Annotated in this window: 18 protein-coding genes; 12 read left to right on the forward strand and 6 right to left on the reverse strand. The window is 40.8% G+C overall.

Features of this window, described 5'->3' with window-relative positions:
• The 6 genes from QQK21_RS04515 to QQK21_RS04540 all read right to left on the reverse strand — a co-directional run.
• Positions 1–336: hypothetical protein (locus tag QQK21_RS04515; RefSeq protein WP_284191012.1), on the reverse strand; the 336-nt coding region annotated here is incomplete at its 3' end.
• 296 nt (positions 337–632) lie between these two features.
• Positions 633–2,513, reverse strand: coding sequence for an AAA family ATPase (locus QQK21_RS04520; RefSeq protein WP_284191013.1), 1,881 nt, complete (start codon positions 2,511–2,513; stop codon positions 633–635).
• Positions 2,500–2,964, reverse strand: coding sequence for an ABC-three component system middle component 5 (locus QQK21_RS04525; protein ID WP_488803715.1), 465 nt, complete (start codon positions 2,962–2,964; stop codon positions 2,500–2,502). The genes QQK21_RS04520 and QQK21_RS04525 overlap by 14 nt, the downstream gene beginning before the upstream one ends.
• Before the next feature lie 41 nt (positions 2,965–3,005).
• Positions 3,006–3,608, reverse strand: coding sequence for an ABC-three component system protein (locus QQK21_RS04530; RefSeq protein ID WP_039452776.1), 603 nt, complete (start codon positions 3,606–3,608; stop codon positions 3,006–3,008).
• A complete protein-coding gene (locus tag QQK21_RS04535) occupies positions 3,609–3,815 on the reverse strand; it encodes a hypothetical protein (protein WP_039452775.1) in 207 nt (68 codons plus the stop codon).
• Between the two features lie 360 nt (positions 3,816–4,175).
• Positions 4,176–4,385: a helix-turn-helix domain-containing protein gene (locus QQK21_RS04540; RefSeq protein ID WP_284191014.1), complete on the reverse strand. Its 210-nt coding sequence runs from the start codon at positions 4,383–4,385 to the stop codon at positions 4,176–4,178.
• A 106-nt stretch (positions 4,386–4,491) separates the two neighbouring features.
• On the opposite strand from QQK21_RS04540, the gene QQK21_RS04545 reads away from it, so the two are divergent.
• The 12 genes from QQK21_RS04545 to mshL all read left to right on the forward strand — a co-directional run bounded on the left by QQK21_RS04545 (position 4,492) and on the right by mshL (position 16,904).
• The gene (locus QQK21_RS04545) at positions 4,492–5,031 is read left to right on the forward strand and encodes a hypothetical protein (protein WP_284191015.1); all 540 of its coding nucleotides are present in this window, start codon (positions 4,492–4,494) and stop codon (positions 5,029–5,031) included.
• Position 5,032: 1 nt separating this feature from the next.
• Positions 5,033–6,337: a HipA domain-containing protein gene (locus tag QQK21_RS04550; RefSeq protein ID WP_284191016.1), complete on the forward strand. Its 1,305-nt coding sequence runs from the start codon at positions 5,033–5,035 to the stop codon at positions 6,335–6,337.
• 61 nt (positions 6,338–6,398) lie between these two features.
• A complete protein-coding gene (locus tag QQK21_RS04555; protein WP_206625956.1) occupies positions 6,399–6,602 on the forward strand; it encodes a hypothetical protein in 204 nt (67 codons plus the stop codon).
• A 155-nt stretch (positions 6,603–6,757) separates the two neighbouring features.
• Positions 6,758–7,120, forward strand: a complete 363-nt coding sequence (locus tag QQK21_RS04560; RefSeq protein WP_206625955.1) for an HVO_A0114 family putative DNA-binding protein — start codon at positions 6,758–6,760, stop codon at positions 7,118–7,120.
• 163 nt (positions 7,121–7,283) lie between these two features.
• Positions 7,284–7,865: a recombinase family protein gene (locus QQK21_RS04565; protein ID WP_284191017.1), complete on the forward strand. Its 582-nt coding sequence runs from the start codon at positions 7,284–7,286 to the stop codon at positions 7,863–7,865.
• A gap of 66 nt (positions 7,866–7,931) precedes the next feature.
• Positions 7,932–8,384: an ABC-F family ATPase gene (locus QQK21_RS04570; RefSeq protein WP_284191018.1), complete on the forward strand. Its 453-nt coding sequence runs from the start codon at positions 7,932–7,934 to the stop codon at positions 8,382–8,384.
• A complete protein-coding gene (locus QQK21_RS04575) occupies positions 8,381–10,552 on the forward strand; it encodes an ATP-dependent DNA helicase (protein ID WP_284191019.1) in 2,172 nt (723 codons plus the stop codon). Before QQK21_RS04570 ends, QQK21_RS04575 begins: the two co-directional genes overlap by 4 nt.
• A gap of 308 nt (positions 10,553–10,860) precedes the next feature.
• Positions 10,861–12,876 (forward strand): RNase E specificity factor CsrD, encoded by a 2,016-nt coding sequence (gene csrD, locus QQK21_RS04580; RefSeq protein ID WP_284191020.1) that lies wholly within the window; start codon positions 10,861–10,863, stop codon positions 12,874–12,876.
• Positions 12,873–14,312, forward strand: a complete 1,440-nt coding sequence (locus tag QQK21_RS04585; protein ID WP_284191021.1) for an MSHA biogenesis protein MshI — start codon at positions 12,873–12,875, stop codon at positions 14,310–14,312. The genes csrD and QQK21_RS04585 overlap by 4 nt, the downstream gene beginning before the upstream one ends.
• Entirely contained in the window at positions 14,312–14,959 is a 648-nt protein-coding gene (locus QQK21_RS04590) for a type IV pilus inner membrane component PilO (protein ID WP_284191022.1), read from the forward strand. The genes QQK21_RS04585 and QQK21_RS04590 overlap by 1 nt, the downstream gene beginning before the upstream one ends.
• A 10-nt stretch (positions 14,960–14,969) precedes the next feature.
• Complete coding sequence (locus QQK21_RS04595) at positions 14,970–15,275, forward strand: MSHA biogenesis protein MshK (RefSeq protein WP_284191023.1); 306 nt, start codon at positions 14,970–14,972, stop codon at positions 15,273–15,275.
• Positions 15,276–15,290: 15 nt separating this feature from the next.
• Complete coding sequence (mshL, locus tag QQK21_RS04600) at positions 15,291–16,904, forward strand: pilus (MSHA type) biogenesis protein MshL (protein ID WP_284191024.1); 1,614 nt, start codon at positions 15,291–15,293, stop codon at positions 16,902–16,904.
• Positions 16,905–16,908 lie beyond the last annotated feature (4 nt).

The following is a 16,908-nucleotide window of genomic DNA, read 5'->3' on the forward strand; positions in this document are numbered from 1 at the left end:
AACGGCAGGATCAAGTGATCGGAATAAACCGAAACGAGCGATCGCAATCACCGAAATACGCACACCCACGTAGTCACGTTCTTTCGCGAGTTGGTGAGCAAGTTTATCGAAGACAGTTTTCGCGGTTGGAACCATTTCTGCCGATTTATCTAAAAACGTATATGAACTGTACTTAACCGTCAGATAAACAACTTTGTTACTAACCTCTTTTACTGCATATGTAGTTTTGTGATTGTATGTCTTCCATTTCGAATTTTTTATTTGCTCGACTGGAGCAACACTTCCACAACCAGCCAATAAACTACAAACCAAGCCACTAATTAGAAATTTCTTCATTTAGTTATCCTTTTTGGAGCATCAATGATCGAAAAGCAGCCTTTTAGTCAATAGATAGAACAATGATCAACTAAACACATAATGAGATATTAGATAAATTAGGTCAACAAACAGACAAATTGTGCACGCAGGATAGTTAATCTTAACAATAAAAGGGGCAAAAACTAGTTAGGGTGTTTAAGTAAAATAGCGCTGTAAGGATTAGGCGGGATAATGAAAACATACCGTTGCAGGGCTTAAAAACAACAAAGAGACAATTTAAAAATTATCTCTTTGTAAGTTGGGCTACAAGAGAGTCATACTTTTAAAGTCTTATTATGCATATTGTAGAAATCACCTACACAATATTCACTGTGATTAAGGTCGCTATCAATCATAGATGTAGTGAAAATGATTTGGTGCTCTACATCTAGAGAGTTGGATAGTTTCACGATCTCACGCTGGAAAAGTTGGCTTCGTTCTTCTTCCATCCCCTTATCTTCAATATTGTCCATAAGTAAGAAGCGAGGGTACAAATAAGAAGAGTCTTCACATGAGCACTTAAGCATAGCCAATCTAAATGCGTTCTTTAGATAAACCATCGAACTAGCAGAAAACAAGGCTCTATCATCAATGGTCACTCGATCTTCTGCAAAGTCGAACTCGACTTTGCTACCATCAACGAATATTTCTTCATGTCCAGCGTCAGCTTTAAGAATACTTAACGTTGCTTCTGATAGCTTTCTCTTCTTCGCTTTAAGCTCATTTTCCATTCGCTGCGTCAATCTAGTGATTTCATCATTCAGCGTATTGAAGTCTGTCTGCAACGTATCTCGCTCATCATATAATCCATAGAGTTTAGCGAACTCTTTCTTACTATTGTTCAGTGTTCTGATTTCATTGCGTAAACCACCTATTTCACTGAGCTTTTGCCTTAGCTGTATATTCACCGCTCTTTGAGGTTTGCGGATGATCTCAAGGTCTCGTTCCAACTCGCCTAACTTAGTTTCAAGCTGGTTCGATTCAACCTTCTGCTCATCAAGCCTTATTTGTTTTTTCTCTATCAGAAGAATTGACTCGGCAATCTGGAACTCTATTTCTTTTCTCACTTTAAATGTAGGGTCGATATTATTCTCAGATTCAGGTTTTGTTGCACCACACAAAGAACAACCTGTAGGTCTTGCTTGGACCTCTGTTTGGCAAGCTGGGCAGTGATTAAATGCAACGTCAGATAAAGCGTTGATAGTATCTTGGGTTTCTTTAAGAGCCTTAACTCTACGGCTTAAAGACTCAATAAACATCTGAGAATCATTGATTTCAAAAGACGTTTTAGCTATTTCTTGTTGGCTTGCTGTGTACTTTCCTCTTGCCTCCTGAACCTCTACAATCAAATTTTTAAGTACTTCATCTTCTGTACAACCATCTTCCGATGGACTAGAAAACGATTCAACCTCTAGCTCCAGCGCATCAATCTCTTTACGCTTTTCTTCAATCTCACCATTTATTTCACTAACAGATTTTATCGTACCACCCAAAAATGAGTGTATGGTTTTAATCTCTTTAATTCGATTTTCCAAGGCTAGTTTCAAGCTCTGTAATCTGACCCGTTTTTCATAGAGTTCAAAATCTGACAAGCCGATCAATAGCTCCCCGATAGCTTGACGCTTGTTTGGTGAATCGAACTTATCAAACTTGAATAGTCGATCTGGTGACGTCATCTGATCAACATAGAGCATTCTAAGTAACTGATGCATTGTAATACTGTTCTTGTCATCCGACTTTGAATACGGCATACCAAGCTCTTTGAACAAGGCTTGATAAAAACTTTCTTTTGTATTGGCGTTATAAGGGTAACGAATCCAATCAGTAACAGATGCAACGTATGCTGATTCATAGTCTCCGCTAAATATATCCATCCCTTTCCTTCCACCCTCCGCGATTTCCCGCTTTAGGGTGAATACCTTGCCGCTTAGAGAAGCTTCGACAAAAACGAAGCTACACTGCTTCGCTTCATTCTTAAGCTTAGTTAAATCACCGCCAAGGCCGTAGAATATAAAGTCTGAGATCGTAGACTTACCAGAACTGTTTACGCCTCTGATAATATTCACACCAGCCGTGAACTTTTCATCATAGGCAATACTTTTGCCTTTGGTAATGACTAGTCTTTTGACTAATAAGAAAGGTTTATACTGCGTCATATCTGTATTCCATTAAGCCTGTTCTTTTCTTAAGTCCACTTTCACCAACAACCTCAATCGCATTTAGGGTTTGGAATAGCTTGCAAAAAAGCTCCGTAGACTCATTAGAGTTATCGTTAATCAGCTTTTGAATAGACGGGCTATAGAACCCCTCTGAGATCCGCAAGTTACCGTTTTCTTCCTCAAAAATACCCTTTGCTTTTAGTATTTGAAGTGCCTGTATATGGTAGTCGCCCATCTCTGAAAATAGTCGTTTCTTATCTGGTAGAACTTCGTATGGTTGATTTATTGAGCCAAAGCTACGCTTCAACTCAGCGATTCCTTTAGTTCTTGGAAACTCAATATCTTTTACAAGGTGTGGAAATAGGTAAAACAAATCGTAAATACGCAGTCTTACCGAGTCAAAATCCTCTAAATCTTGCATACTTGCTATGCTGATAAACCTAAACATACAGTGGTAAAGATCGTTTCTTGGATGATAAATAATCACTTTTAATCCCACTCTATATAGCAGTTACCTGTAAGTATGTACAGTAGTCCGTACAGCTCATCTTTGTCAATATTGAGGCTGCACCCATGAACACTTTCCAAGACAGGTTGGATGATTTTTTCTTCGACTAAATCATTGATTTGGTAGACTTTAAAGTCGCCAGATTTAATGCGTGGTGAAATCTCGTGGAGAAACGTGGTTCTGATATTAGTGAGGATATATGTGTAGAGTTCCTGAGCCGATTTGTAATGCGAGAACTGCATTATCTTCTTCGATACACGCTCTTTGACATCCATAGCGTAATCCAAGAGAAAATCTCTGTTACCATCGGTGAGCTTTTGCCCTAGATCTCGAAGCTTACCTTCGACTTTTCGTTCCAGAAAGTTATTGAGCTGACTAGAAAACTCTTTGTACTGTTCATCTTTCTGAATTTCTTGTTCATGCTCTTCAACAAGCTCTCGCAGCCTATGATCTTGACGATACATAACTGGAGCTGCGTGATTATATGTTATGTGGGTTGAGTGATCATGAACATCTCGTCCAGCGACACTACGTCCAGCATTAACGTTGTCGAAAGAGGCTTTATTTGAATCCAGTACCGACACTTATGACCCTTTTTTGTCCCTACCAACAACATCGCCGCCAGCGCGAATATTGCTCATTGTTACATTGTTGGAAGATGCTTTTGACCTAAAGAAGAAATAACCTATAACTGCGACAATAGCCGCTACGATTAGGCTAACAACGTAAACACCTAAGCCAGAGAACAAAACATCGAAGTTTTCGCAGACCCAGTTTATAGCTTCATCCACCCTAACATCCTCGTGGTTTTTCCCTAAACTTTACAAGTATTTAATTTTATTCACAAATCGACAAGCCAAAAATATCTACTTACTTCTCAATATATGCAATCGGTTGGGTCACTATGTAGATGTATGGCTGAATCGACCAAGCTTCTTTGAACATTGCACTGATTAGAAAAATTACTTCAAATTGTACACACTAGATATGATGGATACGCAGTCTAAATCGAAATGGGACAGAACCAATTTAGCGCAACCTGTCAGTTCTAGTCACATCGGGTAACGAAACTGACAGATTGCATTCAGACCAATTCAACTAATGCCCTCTCTTCGTTTAGGGGACCGTGGTTGATGAAAATTAACCGTGTTTTAGGGAAGAAGCTCTTTGGCATCACAACTCAAAGTCTCCGCAATCTGATACAACTTCTCAACCGTGATATTGACTTCACCGCGCTCAATGCGTCCCACATAACTTCTATCTATCTCTGCGAGCAACGCGAGTTTATCTTGAGTTAACCCTTTAGATTTCCTCATTTTTGTAATGCGTTTGCCCACAAGCGCTGCAAGGTTCTTGTTCATGTTTTTTTATTTATGAAATTAATTTGCTGAACAATCACACAGTTGCGGCATATAAATCCACGGACTATAATCCTCAAAATTGACAGTAAAGGCCGTTTTTGAACACATGAAGATAAAAATCAGAAAAGAGTTATTTCTCGCCATTTATTACAATGAACATTTCTCTGCTAATGACTTAACGTCCTTTCCAATAGACTGTGATGAAAAAGAATACTTATCGGATGAATACGTCGAAATAAAATTGAAGGAAATGTCGCTTATCGGCGCAGTCCTCTCATGCGGTTTCGATAAGCATGGTGATGAAGAATTTTCCAAAGGTTTTATGTTTAACCATATCGACTGGGAGGTCGTGGATTACGACAACTATAGTGAGGACTCCAACTACCTTTCTCTCAAGAAAGAAAGCCTGTTGACGATTTTGCAAGATAAACAGTCAGAGCTGTCAGAGTCCTATTCTCTTCATAAAAGGACATGGAAGCATTTCACTCAGTTGTGTACTCAACACTCAGAACTTCGGACGTGTTTAGATGAGTATATATCCGAGTATGACAATCGTAGATTGGATCTCAAAGCCGAAATGCTGGCAGTAGAAAACGCAATTACCTTCTACAAAAACACAACCCACCCAGTAGAAAGTGGGAGTTAACTTGCACAATCCTATACTTTACGCTCATGCCACAAACAACATGCTCGTGGGGCAGTTTGTCCAACAGTCGAAGACCTACTGGTCATTCTCATACTCTGATGAGTGGTTAGCATATGATTCAGCTTTCCCGATCTCGTTAAGCCTACCGCTCGTAAAGGGAGAATGCTCATCATTTAATGCACTGAATTTCATTCACAACCTGCTTCCTGACTTGAAAGAAGAACGATTAAGCCTTGCTCACTCGGTAGGTGTGCAATCCAACGATGCATTCAATTTACTCTCCAAGATTGGTCATGATAGCACGGGCGGCATTTCATTTACTGAGAGCAGGCAGGCACCAAATATAGGGTGGGAATATCGAGAGATCTCGGCAAGCGAATTAAATGAACTCGTTACTCAGCGTAAGTCATTTCTTCCTTTTTTTGGGGAATATCGACCTTGTATTTCAGGCACTCAACGAAAAACAACGCTAACTAGGTTGAACGGTAAATGGTACGTACCTCAAGAGAAATCAATCAGTAGCCACATTATCAAATATCCGATGGATGCGATTGTGCAAAGCAACTCAGTACTAGATATGAGCAGCAGTGTTGAGAATGAATTCATCTGCAATCAAATTGCTAAGGAGCTTGGTTTCAGTGTTCCCGATATAGAGATAATAACGACAGAATCAGGAGCGAAAGCCCTTGTTGTGGAAAGGTTCGACCGATGTTTTGTTGACGGAGTTGTGTCTCGTAGGCACCAAGAAGATTTCTGCCAGATTTTTGGTGTCCCTGAACATCAAAAATATCAATCGGAGAACAACCTCGGAGTCTCCAAAATTGTTGATGTTTTGTGTCTCTCAGCAGAAAGAAAGGCGAACAATCATGACTTTTTTAAGTTCATGGTGTTGCAGTGTCTCCTTGGTGCCACTGACGGTCATCTCAAGAACTTTTCCGTGCATATTGCTCCTGGCGGATACTATCAGCTCGCTCCGTTCTACGATTTGCTATCAGCTTATCCTGCCGTCGGTGCCTCTGGGTTAAATAAGCGAAAGTTAAAGCTAGCTATGGGACTGAAAGCATCACGAGGATACAAATACCATATCAACAAAATTTGCTTACGCCATATAGAGCAGACAGCTGCTCAGTTCGGTATCAGCAATGCGAACTGCCATGAAATCGTCTCTACCTTTCTCGCTCAATTTAGTAGCGCACTTAGCTCTATAGACAAAAGATTCCCTGGACAGGAGTTCGCGTTAGTAAAGGACGCAATATTTCAACATGCCACTGAAATCGTTGAAAAGTTAAACAGAACAATTAAGTAAACATCTGGGGTAACAATTGTTGCCCATGTTGTAAACATACTCGTTAGCAGTGAGGGGAAATATGGCTGAAACCACGACCAATGGAAGTAACACGACTCTTGATTTGAGGCAGTCTTTCGCTCTGTTAAGTGTCGATAAGAATGGAATCGTAACGATGAAATTTGGAGATGAAGTAACGGTTTTTATGAACGACAAATGCCCAGCAATCACGACCGATTTATTAAAAGTGATTGCGTCAATAAAAAACGGGAGTAGCCAGCAATGAAGCGCGAAAAAGAAAAGATCCGTGGTCTAACAGAAACTTCGTGTAAGAACCACTTCTGTTGATTGCTCCTTCCCAAGAAATGAAAAAAGAATTAGATGTGATCGTCGGCGATTATTTAGTCGATTTAGATGGCGACTATTAGGAGTGTGGATGGTATGAAAGCAAAAATCGGTATTCTATCAGAAGAGCTTGCTCGTAAGCGTATGGTTCGTATTGCAGAAGGAAAAGTGACGTCTGAAGAACCTTACCCTCAATTTTTGTTTGAGTCACTGGCTGCGCTTTCACAACTGTTGTCTAACGAAAATGTTGAACTGTTGAATTTGATTGCTCGCGAGAAGCCAAACAGTCTTGATGAACTTGCTGAAATGAGTGGGCGCAGTATCAAGGATGTTACTGATGCTTTCGAAGCTCTTTCATCTAAGGGCTTTGCTTATCTGGATGTGAGGGGAATGGAATCTCGACCAATAGCGTTGTTTACGAAGTTCGAGATCGTCATGGGCAACAATTTTACCCTTTGAAAAGTGTTTCAAGTACCGTGTAGTTCTTTCCGTTTTTTGATGTAAATAAAACGAAGGTTTGTGTTACATCTCCTTTCTCATCTTTTTTTAATGAATATCCTTCTATTTTTCGTAACAAAACTCGTAAACTAAACTATGTAACATAAACGTATGGAAGTGTTTCATGATAATTGGATATGCGAGAGTAAGCACTACAGATCAAAACTGTGATTATCAGATTGATGAACTAACCAAATCTGGCTGTGAAAAAATCTTTATAGAAAAGGCTTCAGCTAAGACCAAAGAGCGCCCTGAACTCACTAGATTACTAGATTCCCTGCGTCAGGATGACATAGTTGTCGTTTATAAACTCGATAGGCTTGGACGCAGCCTTAAGGATCTTATTACTTTGCTTGAGATGTTTAAGAGCTACGGAGTTCAGTTTAAATCATTGTCCGAAAACATTGATACAACAACATCTACAGGGAAGCTAGTGTTTAACGTGATTGGAGCTATAGCTGAGTTTGAGCGAGATATTATCGTGGAAAGAACCAAGGCGGGACTTAAAGCTGCAAGAGCGCGAGGCAGAAAAGGTGGCAGGAAGCAAAAACTCACAGGTAAGCAAATTAAGCTAGCGAAATCGATGCTACAAGATCCCTCAGTACAAAAATCTGATGTGGCTAAGCACTTCAATATTTCTAGGCCAACGCTCAACAGATATCTAAATGCGGCACCAGATTTGGAACAAGAGAGTCTGTTTAAATAGAGTCTTTAATTTTTTGAAATGTCGGGATTTGGGAATTGGCGAAAATAGAATCTAGGAGAAGACCAGTTGAGCAAAGAGAAAGGACAAAGAAATAGAAATCTCTTCATTGCGTGGGTTGATGAAATGAAGGCCAAGAACCCTCCGAATTGGCTGGATTACTGGCATGGCGATACTTTAAGTCCCAAAAAGATCGCAGATGAACTTGGTTTTGATTCGTCTGCATTCAAAGCATCTAGAAACAAAAAACTCTTCGAACTATTTGATGAGCTTAAGAAAGAGCTTGCAACAGAGGAGGTGTATCAAAAACGGAAAGAGAATTTGCCACTGGAAGAACAGAGCGCTGAAATCAGGGGAGTGTTCCAGGGCAATATGGACGAGGGTATAACAGATAGCATCAAGGTTCGTGACTTAAAGCGGTTCAATGCTCGGTTACAAGCTGAGAATGCAAAACTTACCGCCGAAGTCGCTAGGTTATCTGAGTTTAAAGAAGTTCTCATTGAAATGGGGCTTTGGAAATGAGTAACGGTACTTTCTTGGTTCGGATTACCCAGATATATCAATATCATCCTGATAATGTTCAGTTAGGTGCTGTGTTTGTTAATCAAAACGCTGGAGCACACAGAATCGTATTACTAACTACTCAAAACCAGCTAAATATGAAACCGCAAGTAGGGCAGCAATGGGAGATATTAAAAGAGAATAACTATAGTGTGCGACAACAACCAGTTCGTGTGGGTGGCTATGTGGAAGTGTGGCGTTTCATGCAACCCAAACTTAAGTGTGTGATGCCTGACAATGGTATTGGTTTCGTTAACTTTTTAAGCTCTGAGAAAGAGTTTGTCGGTATTGGCAGGGTGAAAGCCCAATTACTCTGGGCTGAATTCCGTAGTGACATTTTCACCATGCTCGAATGCGAAAAAGATGAACCATATAAACATGATAAATCAATAAGTAACTTTCAAGCGATCAAGGATGTTTTGAGGAGTGATGGGACGGTAAATGCGCTTTATCAAGGTATTAGAAAATATGCCAATCTCAAGTATGCGAGCCAGTTAGTTGAGTGGGAGGTAGAAGAACCTATTCAACGTCAACTTTTTAGGTTGTCAGGTAAGGATGCAATTGGATTTTTGAAAACGAATCCGTACCGCTTGTTCTCTTTGGGTATGAGATTTAGCAAGGTTGACGAGATCGCACAAAAGCACTTCAAAGTTGAACCAAGTGATGAAATAAGGCTTGCAGCTATAATTGAACAATCTTTGCGTCTATGGAGTGACAAAGGGCATACGGTAGCACTTTGGCGTGATATAGAACATACGATTCGCACCTACTTAAATAACGACAAGTTACTTATTGAAAGGGCTAAACAGTTAACTGGCGACATCATCGGTTTTGTAAAACACGATGACAAATACTACGCATCAGGCAACTATATTTTTGAAAAAACAATAGCCAAACGATTCAGTAAACTCAGTAAGATGGGAAGCCTTTGGCGAAGTGAACTAGAGGTTGCGTTCACTACTTCTATCCCTGAAGGTTGGAAACTTGAGGAAGCTCAAGCAAGAGCGGTAAGGAGGGCATTAGTCAGCCATATTTTTGCTCTCACTGGTGGTGCTGGCACAGGTAAAACGACAACCACGAAGCTTATCGTTGATGCCTATCAAAAATTAGGTTTTAGTATTTATCCAGTAGCGCTTTCAGGAAAAGCAGCTAGACGCCTTCAGCAGTCTATTGGCATTAATTGTATGACGATAGCGCGATTATTACGTCAAGATAGTATTCCAGATAACAGTGTTTTACTGATTGATGAAGCGTCGATGCTAGACGCTTACACTATGTGGCGTTTGGTGACTTTGTTCTCCGACAAGTCAAGAATCGTACTCGTGGGAGATCCTAATCAGTTACCTCCGATCAATGCAGGGTTAATTTTGCATGATGTTATTAAGAGTGGGGTAATCAATCATGTCGAACTAGATGTGGTTAAGCGACAAGGCGCTATTAGTTCTATTCCTGCGTATTCGAATGACATACGTAATGGCAATAAGCCATCTTCTTTAACGACGTCTGATATTACGTTCCATGAATCAAGTGATGACCTGCTTCAGGACGCTGTGTCTGTGTATTTGAAATACGACAGGGCGATGATTGTAGCATCGACGAATGCCACCGTAAGAAATGCTAACCTCAAGTTACAAGCAGAGGTGAACCCTTATGGTCGAGTACTTGATCTAACAAATATGCCGATCACTAAAGGAAACTATGAGTTCAGAGAAGGCGACCCAATAGTTATAACCCTGACAAGCTATAAATACGATGTTCAAAATGGCACTTTGGGCGTGATAAAAATCGCTGAAGCAACCGAAGAGTATGCTTGTGTTATTGAGCTAGAGGATATTGGCGAGGATGGAAGCAAAAGATCTTTAAAGGTCGATTGGCAGCTATTCGAATACATAGATCTGGCTTACGCACTAACGCTACATAAGTTGCAAGGCTCGCAAGCTGAAAATGTAATCGTACTGCTGGAGCGAAGCTTGTTGCTTGATCGCAGTTGGCTTTATACAGCCATAACCCGAGCCGAAAGTAAGGTACATATCATTGGTAAGGAGTATGACTTTCAGTATGGGATAAACAAGCGTAATGCTTTGGATACACGCAAAACAGCTTTGTCAGAAATGTTGAAAAATGCTTAAATAGATCTGAGTTAAGTAAGAAATGCGGATATTTTTACACGTTTGACTCGTGAAAGGTTGATTTTTGAAACGGGGTCAGTGGATCTATAGTTATGATTAATAAGATGTTTTTAACTGTACTGACCCTGTCTTGGTTTTGTTTGTCTTAGTTAACCATTCTAAGCTACTGAATCCTGAAAAAAGCCGCGAATTTCGCGGCCTTTTTATATAGTAAAAAAATAAACTTATCAGTGAGTCGCTTTCATAAGCTAGTTCTAGCGTTATCGAAGCGTTGGGCAGTTATTTTCCATGAAAAGGAATTCGTATCTATGAGGTATACACCTACCTTAAAACTAAGCACTCGTTTGGTTGCTTTCGTCACTCTTATTGTTATTAGTGCTATGTTTATCCTGTTTTTAGGTGGGCTCCTTTCATTTAAACGCTTAGGTCAGGAGTATCTCGATCATTCATTACAAGGCATTGTTGAGGTCTTAGATAAAGAAATGGAAGACCCAGATGCTGCAGATTCTCTGCAGCGCTGGATGCCTAAAATGTTACGAGCCTCAAATATTATTGAGATGGAGCTATTATCAGATAATGGTGTTATCTATCGCTATACAGATACATCTTCGACGGTGGATAAAGTTCTGCTCTACGATACGGAATATAAATTGGAGCGTAACTCAGACTATCGCCTCCATTTTAGGGCCGTCCCCCCTTATATTGGTTATGGGTATTCTATTGAAGCATTGTGGTCAATCACTCTCGCTGTGGCTTTGATTATATTTTGTCTCATTCGTGGGGTGAAATGGTTAAAGGAACAATTAGAGGGCTCAGAACTACTTGAAGAACGGGGAAGAATGATTCTTGCGGGTCGTGTTGAAGAACATGCTAAAGGTGATGTTAGAGAATGGCCTTATACCGCAAGTGAAGCGTTAGATGTGTTGATTGAAGAGTTACAAGATGCTCGTCAAGAGCGAAGTCGTTTTGATACTTTTATCCGTACTCAAACCTTTTTGGATCAGTTAACTGGGACGGCTAATCGGGTCTTATTCGACAGCAAATTAGAATCCGCTTTATCGGAACATGGTTCTCATGGCGGGGTATTGCTGCTTCGTATCGACGATTGGGAGCAGTTGTGCGAAGAGTCAGGTAAATATGCTGCTGATGATTTTGTTATCAGTATAGGAGAGAGTCTAAATAACATAATTCAACGCTATCCCGACGTGATTTTATCTCGATATTATGAGTCTGACTTTGCTATTTTCGCCCCTCATCTGAGTAGCAAAGACGTATTTAAAATAGCTTCAAGTAGCCTGAATCAACTGACTAAATTGGAGCCTCCTGCGCCGCTTGAACAGGATAATTGGGTACACATAGGTATTACTATGTACCGAGAAGGAGAGGCTCAGGAACGAATTTTAGATGAAGCAGAAACGGCGCTAAAAAGTGCGCAGCTGCAAAGAGTCAATACTTGGAATAGATTTAAGAAACATCAATATCAAGATGAAGATCGAGGCAATGTGCGTTGGCGAACCTTGTTCGATTTGGCTATTCAAGCTGATAAGCTGGTAATCTATTACCAGCCCTGCTTTGTCCTTGATGTCCACAAGGAAAGGGAGCTTGATCATCATGAGCTTTTTGTTCGAATCAAAGACCCTGCTCAGGGGTTAATTAAGGCGTCCCGCTTTAATTCTGCCATTGAATCTGTTGGCTATGAGGCGCTTCTGGATCGTGAAGTATTCTCTGCTGTTATTAAATTTCTAAAAGTATCACCAACAAGAATGTGTTACGCTATTAATATTCATGTAATTCCGTTTTCAGATAGAGGTTATCTAAAATGGTTTCAGTATGAACTACTACAATTGACTTCAGAGCAAAGAAAACAGTTAGTGTTTGAATTTACTGAAGCAAGGCTAGTGAAACATTTAGATTATATGAGACCAGTGATAAAAATGATTGCAGGGCTGGGATGTAGAGTTGCTGTCGGGCAAGCAGGTCGTTCGATAGTGAGCACTCACTATCTTAAAGATCTTCCTGTGGATTTTCTAAAATTGCATAGAAGCTTAGTAAAACAAATTGATCAACGTGATGAAAACCAACTTTTTGTTCGAAGCCTACTCGGAGCATGCGAAGGACTAAAAACACAAGTTATCGCGGTCGGGATAGACAACAAACAAGAATATAAAACAATGATACGTTTGGGTGTCCAAGGTGTTCAGGGGCGCTATTTCCAACCTGAGCAGCAGCTATTACCCAAAGTAGAACCAGAACAGAAAGTAGCAGTGACCAGTCAAGTCAAAATAGGGCGACGCAATCGGTGGCGAAAAGTTAGTAGTAAATGAAAATTCAATCTTTAGTTGGAAAGTTTAAACGCAACAATCAGGTTCGCAATACCCTGACAGTCGTCGTTCAGCCGGGGGAATTGTTTTTTTCTCCATTATCCGGTGTTGATATTTTATCTAAGGTCTCTGTAGAGGGAAATGCTTGGCAAGAGACTTTGCGTCACACGCTTGATGGGATTGAAACTTCCAATTTAAGACTTGATGTGGTCCTAAACTCAAAGCTTTATCAGACTTACCAAATTGATAAACCGAATATTCCCTCTGCTGAATTAAGAGGTGCACTTCCTTTTTTGCTCAAAGATCTGATCAACGAAAAAGTAACAGACATCTTAGCTGATTCCACTCAGTTGCCAGCAGGAAACAAGCTGCAAGTTTATGTTGTGACAAAAAGTCTTGTTATTGAGTTACAGAAAATGTTGCTTGCATTGGGTATTGAGCTTGGCCGAGTCCTGGTTGAAGATGAAGTTTGGGGGGTATCCGTTCCCGACCTAAATAGCTTTTTACTCTTACAGCGCAGTAAACAACGCAGCTTTCGAGTGAGTGCCTTTGTTGAACATCATTGTGCTTTCCAAAGGACGATGCGAGGGATAGCTTCACCGCTCACAGGTGTGGCAACCAGTGTGCTACAGCTCGATGGTATTGCTCTGGAATTGCAGCGCTCGATTGATTATTTGTCATCACAACTTCGAGGTACCTCTCTTCACAAGATGAAAGTCTGTTGTGATGAAGAAGTACAGCAAGAATTGATTGAAGCGCTAAATGAGCGTCTGAATGTTAGCGTTACTGGCTTAACTGAGGACCAACGTGAGTCTGGAGAGGTGCTGGTAGAATTTGCATCTCAGTTGGGTCAAACCGCGATTAACCTCTATCCAGATTCACTCAAACCCAAGAAAGAGTATGTCACTCTAAAAAATATCGCCATTTGTTGGTCGATAGTGGCTGGCTTGTTGGTGACAATCATTGCTTACCTCTATGTTCAACATAGTTACTTAGACAATGATCTCAAGCACTTCATTGAAAAGCAGCAACAATCTGAGCAAAAGTTATCTGACTTAAATAAACGTCTTGCTAATCACAAACCTTCGGCAGCTAAGATCGCAGCAGTTGAAAGACTTAAAGAGGATATTCAGGCTAAGCGTGCTTCATTAAAGGCTGTGGCGAAGTTTGATGAATCTCAACAACTCGGTTATTCGGGGGTTATGAAAGCGTTAGCCACGTTAGGCAGGCAGGATATTTCTCTTAATCATATTTTTATTGATGCCAACAGCATGAACTTACAAGGGTTAGCGCACGCTCCTCAAGCTATACCTAATTGGGTTAGCCAGTTTAAATATGAGGTCAATTTAGTGGGACGTACATTTGAAAAGTTACGCATAGGACGAAATGACCAAGGTATCGTTACATTCGAGCTGAATACTCAGCAGGAGCAAAAGTAATGAATCCCATATGGCAGCCGTTGGAGAAGAAATTTAACTCTTTGAATCAACGAGAAAAGCTTCTTTTGATGATATGTGGTTTGGTGGTTATTACGCTGACTATGTCCGCATGGGTTGTTGAGCCTTTAATCAAATCGAATCAGGATCTTGAGCATCAAGTAATGCTGACTTCGCAAAATCTTCAACGCTTAGAAGCAGATATATTGGTAGTTACTGCTAAGCTAAAAAAAGACCCGGATGAAAATTTAAATAAAGAATTTAAGAATTTGCTAACGGAAAGCCAAAGATTGTCTGAACAGTTAGCGTTAATGATGGAGCAATTTATTTCACCGAGTGAGATGGCTCAGTTACTTGAAGAGGTGCTGACTAAAACTCAAGGGTTACGACTGGTATTGTTAGAGTCTTTAACACCAGAGCCGATAATGGCGGTTGACAACCAAAACCAAACAGGGTATTTCGTGCATCCTGTAAAGATAGAGCTAACGGGCAGCTATTTTTCAATACTAAATTATTTGAATACGTTGGAATCCATGCCTGTTAACTACTACTGGAGCAGCTTTCACTACACTGTGGATAGTTATCCCAATGCGCGAGTTGTTTTGCAGGTTTATACCTTGGGAACAAGGCTGGAGTTTATTGGTGGTTAGAATGTTGTGTATGGCATTAGCTGTGTGTTCATTTTGGGGGCAAACATCCCAAGACCCCACAGCACCACTGGGTTGGAAAAAGCCGGATGCAATAGAAGCCAGTAATAAAAAGGCTCAGCAACCATTGCCCAAGCTGAAAAGTATCGTTTGTTTAGGTCAGAATCAGTGCCAAGCTGTATTGAATGATCAGGTGGTTAATGTAGGCGAAATAGTGAATGGCTTTAAAGTCAGTCAGCTTGAACCTCAGTATGTGACACTTTCCCGTGGAGGAAAACAATGGAAACTCGAGCTTTTTACCCAAGATATAAAACATTAAGGTAATTTTGATTGTATGCGTAAACTCGTTATAGCGGTTGTTGTTGCGTTACTAGCTGGTTGCTCAATGGGACATCGTGATCCCGTTGAAATAAAGGGTGAGCTCAATGGGGCGATAGGTGATTTGGGGCAGCTGCCGCCCTCTGTCGAAGCAGATTTAATGCCTGAGCTTGATCATGCTGGGTTAACGGAATCTAAATCAGTTAAGCGTTTTAGAATCCAAGCAAATGAGGTTGAAGCAAAAGCCTTTTTTACCAGCTTGGTTAAAGGTACAGAATATAGTGTGGCCTTACATCCTGACGTGTCTGGCGCAATTACCGTCAACTTGCTCGACGTATCTTTAGAGGAAGTTTTATCCGTAATTCGTGATCTCTATGGTTATCAGGTTGAGAAAAGTGGCAAGGTAATCCAGATATACCCTGCCGGGCTTAGAACGGTGACCATTCCCGTTGATTATTTGCAGTTCAAACGAAGTGGGCGTTCAAATACGTTTATTACTACTGGGACGATCACCAATAGCGACTCATCGAGTTCATCTTCCAGTAGCTCTGATACCTCCACAACTAGTTCTTCTACCAGCACATCTGCTAAAGGGGGAACCGAAATTGAAACAACGAGTGAAAGTGATTTTTGGCCACAGCTAGAGCAGGCGGTAAGCCAGATGATTGGCTCAGGTGAAGGTCAAAGTGTGGTGATTACGCCGCAAGCCGGTATTATTACGGTTCGCGCTTTTCCTGACCAAATCCGTGAAGTGCAAGATTTTATCGGCATGTCACAGCACAGGCTGCATCGGCAGGTGATTCTAGAAGCAAAAATTTTGGAAGTCACGTTAAGTGATGGTTATCAACAGGGTATTGATTGGTCAAAAGCGTTTACATCAAATGGGACTAACTACACCTTTGGTCAAGGTAGTCCGACGACGCCAGTTCCCGATCTGCCAGGGTCAGACGCGATTGGCGCCTTATTAGGTGGTCCTGGTAATCTAGTGATATCTAGCGGTAGCTTTGATGCCGCCATTAGTTTTATGGCCACACAAGGTGATCTTAATGTTCTTTCGAGTCCAAGGGTGACTGCGTCGAACAATCAAAAGGCAGTGATTAAAGTAGGTAATGACAGTTATTATGTCACCGACTTTTCTAGTAATACCAGCAGTGGCACAACCGCTTCAAACACAACAACCGATATCGAACTTACGCCATTTTTCTCCGGTATTTCTTTAGATGTGACACCACAGATAGATAATGATGGCAGCGTACTGCTTCATGTTCATCCTGCTGTGATTGATGTTAAGGAAGAAACGAAAGATATAACTAATGGTACCGACAAGGTCACCTTACCTGTTGCAACAAGCTCAATTAGAGAATCAGACTCTGTGATTCGAGCCCGAGATGGAGATGTGGTTATTATAGGTGGTTTGATGAAGTCCAATACTCTTGAACAAACCTCAAAAGTTCCTTTTCTTGGGGATATTCCCGGCCTTGGTTACTTGTTCCGTAATACAAGGGAATACACTCAGAAAACAGAACTTGTAATTCTACTTAAGCCGACCATAGTTGGTGTGAATACTTGGCAAAAGGAATTAGAGCGTTCAAGAGATTTACTCGAAGAGTGGTTTCCCGATGAGCAATAGCTGC

Origin of the sequence: Vibrio zhanjiangensis, from assembly GCF_030161235.1 — a bacterium.
Classification (GTDB): domain Bacteria; phylum Pseudomonadota; class Gammaproteobacteria; order Enterobacterales; family Vibrionaceae; genus Vibrio; species Vibrio zhanjiangensis.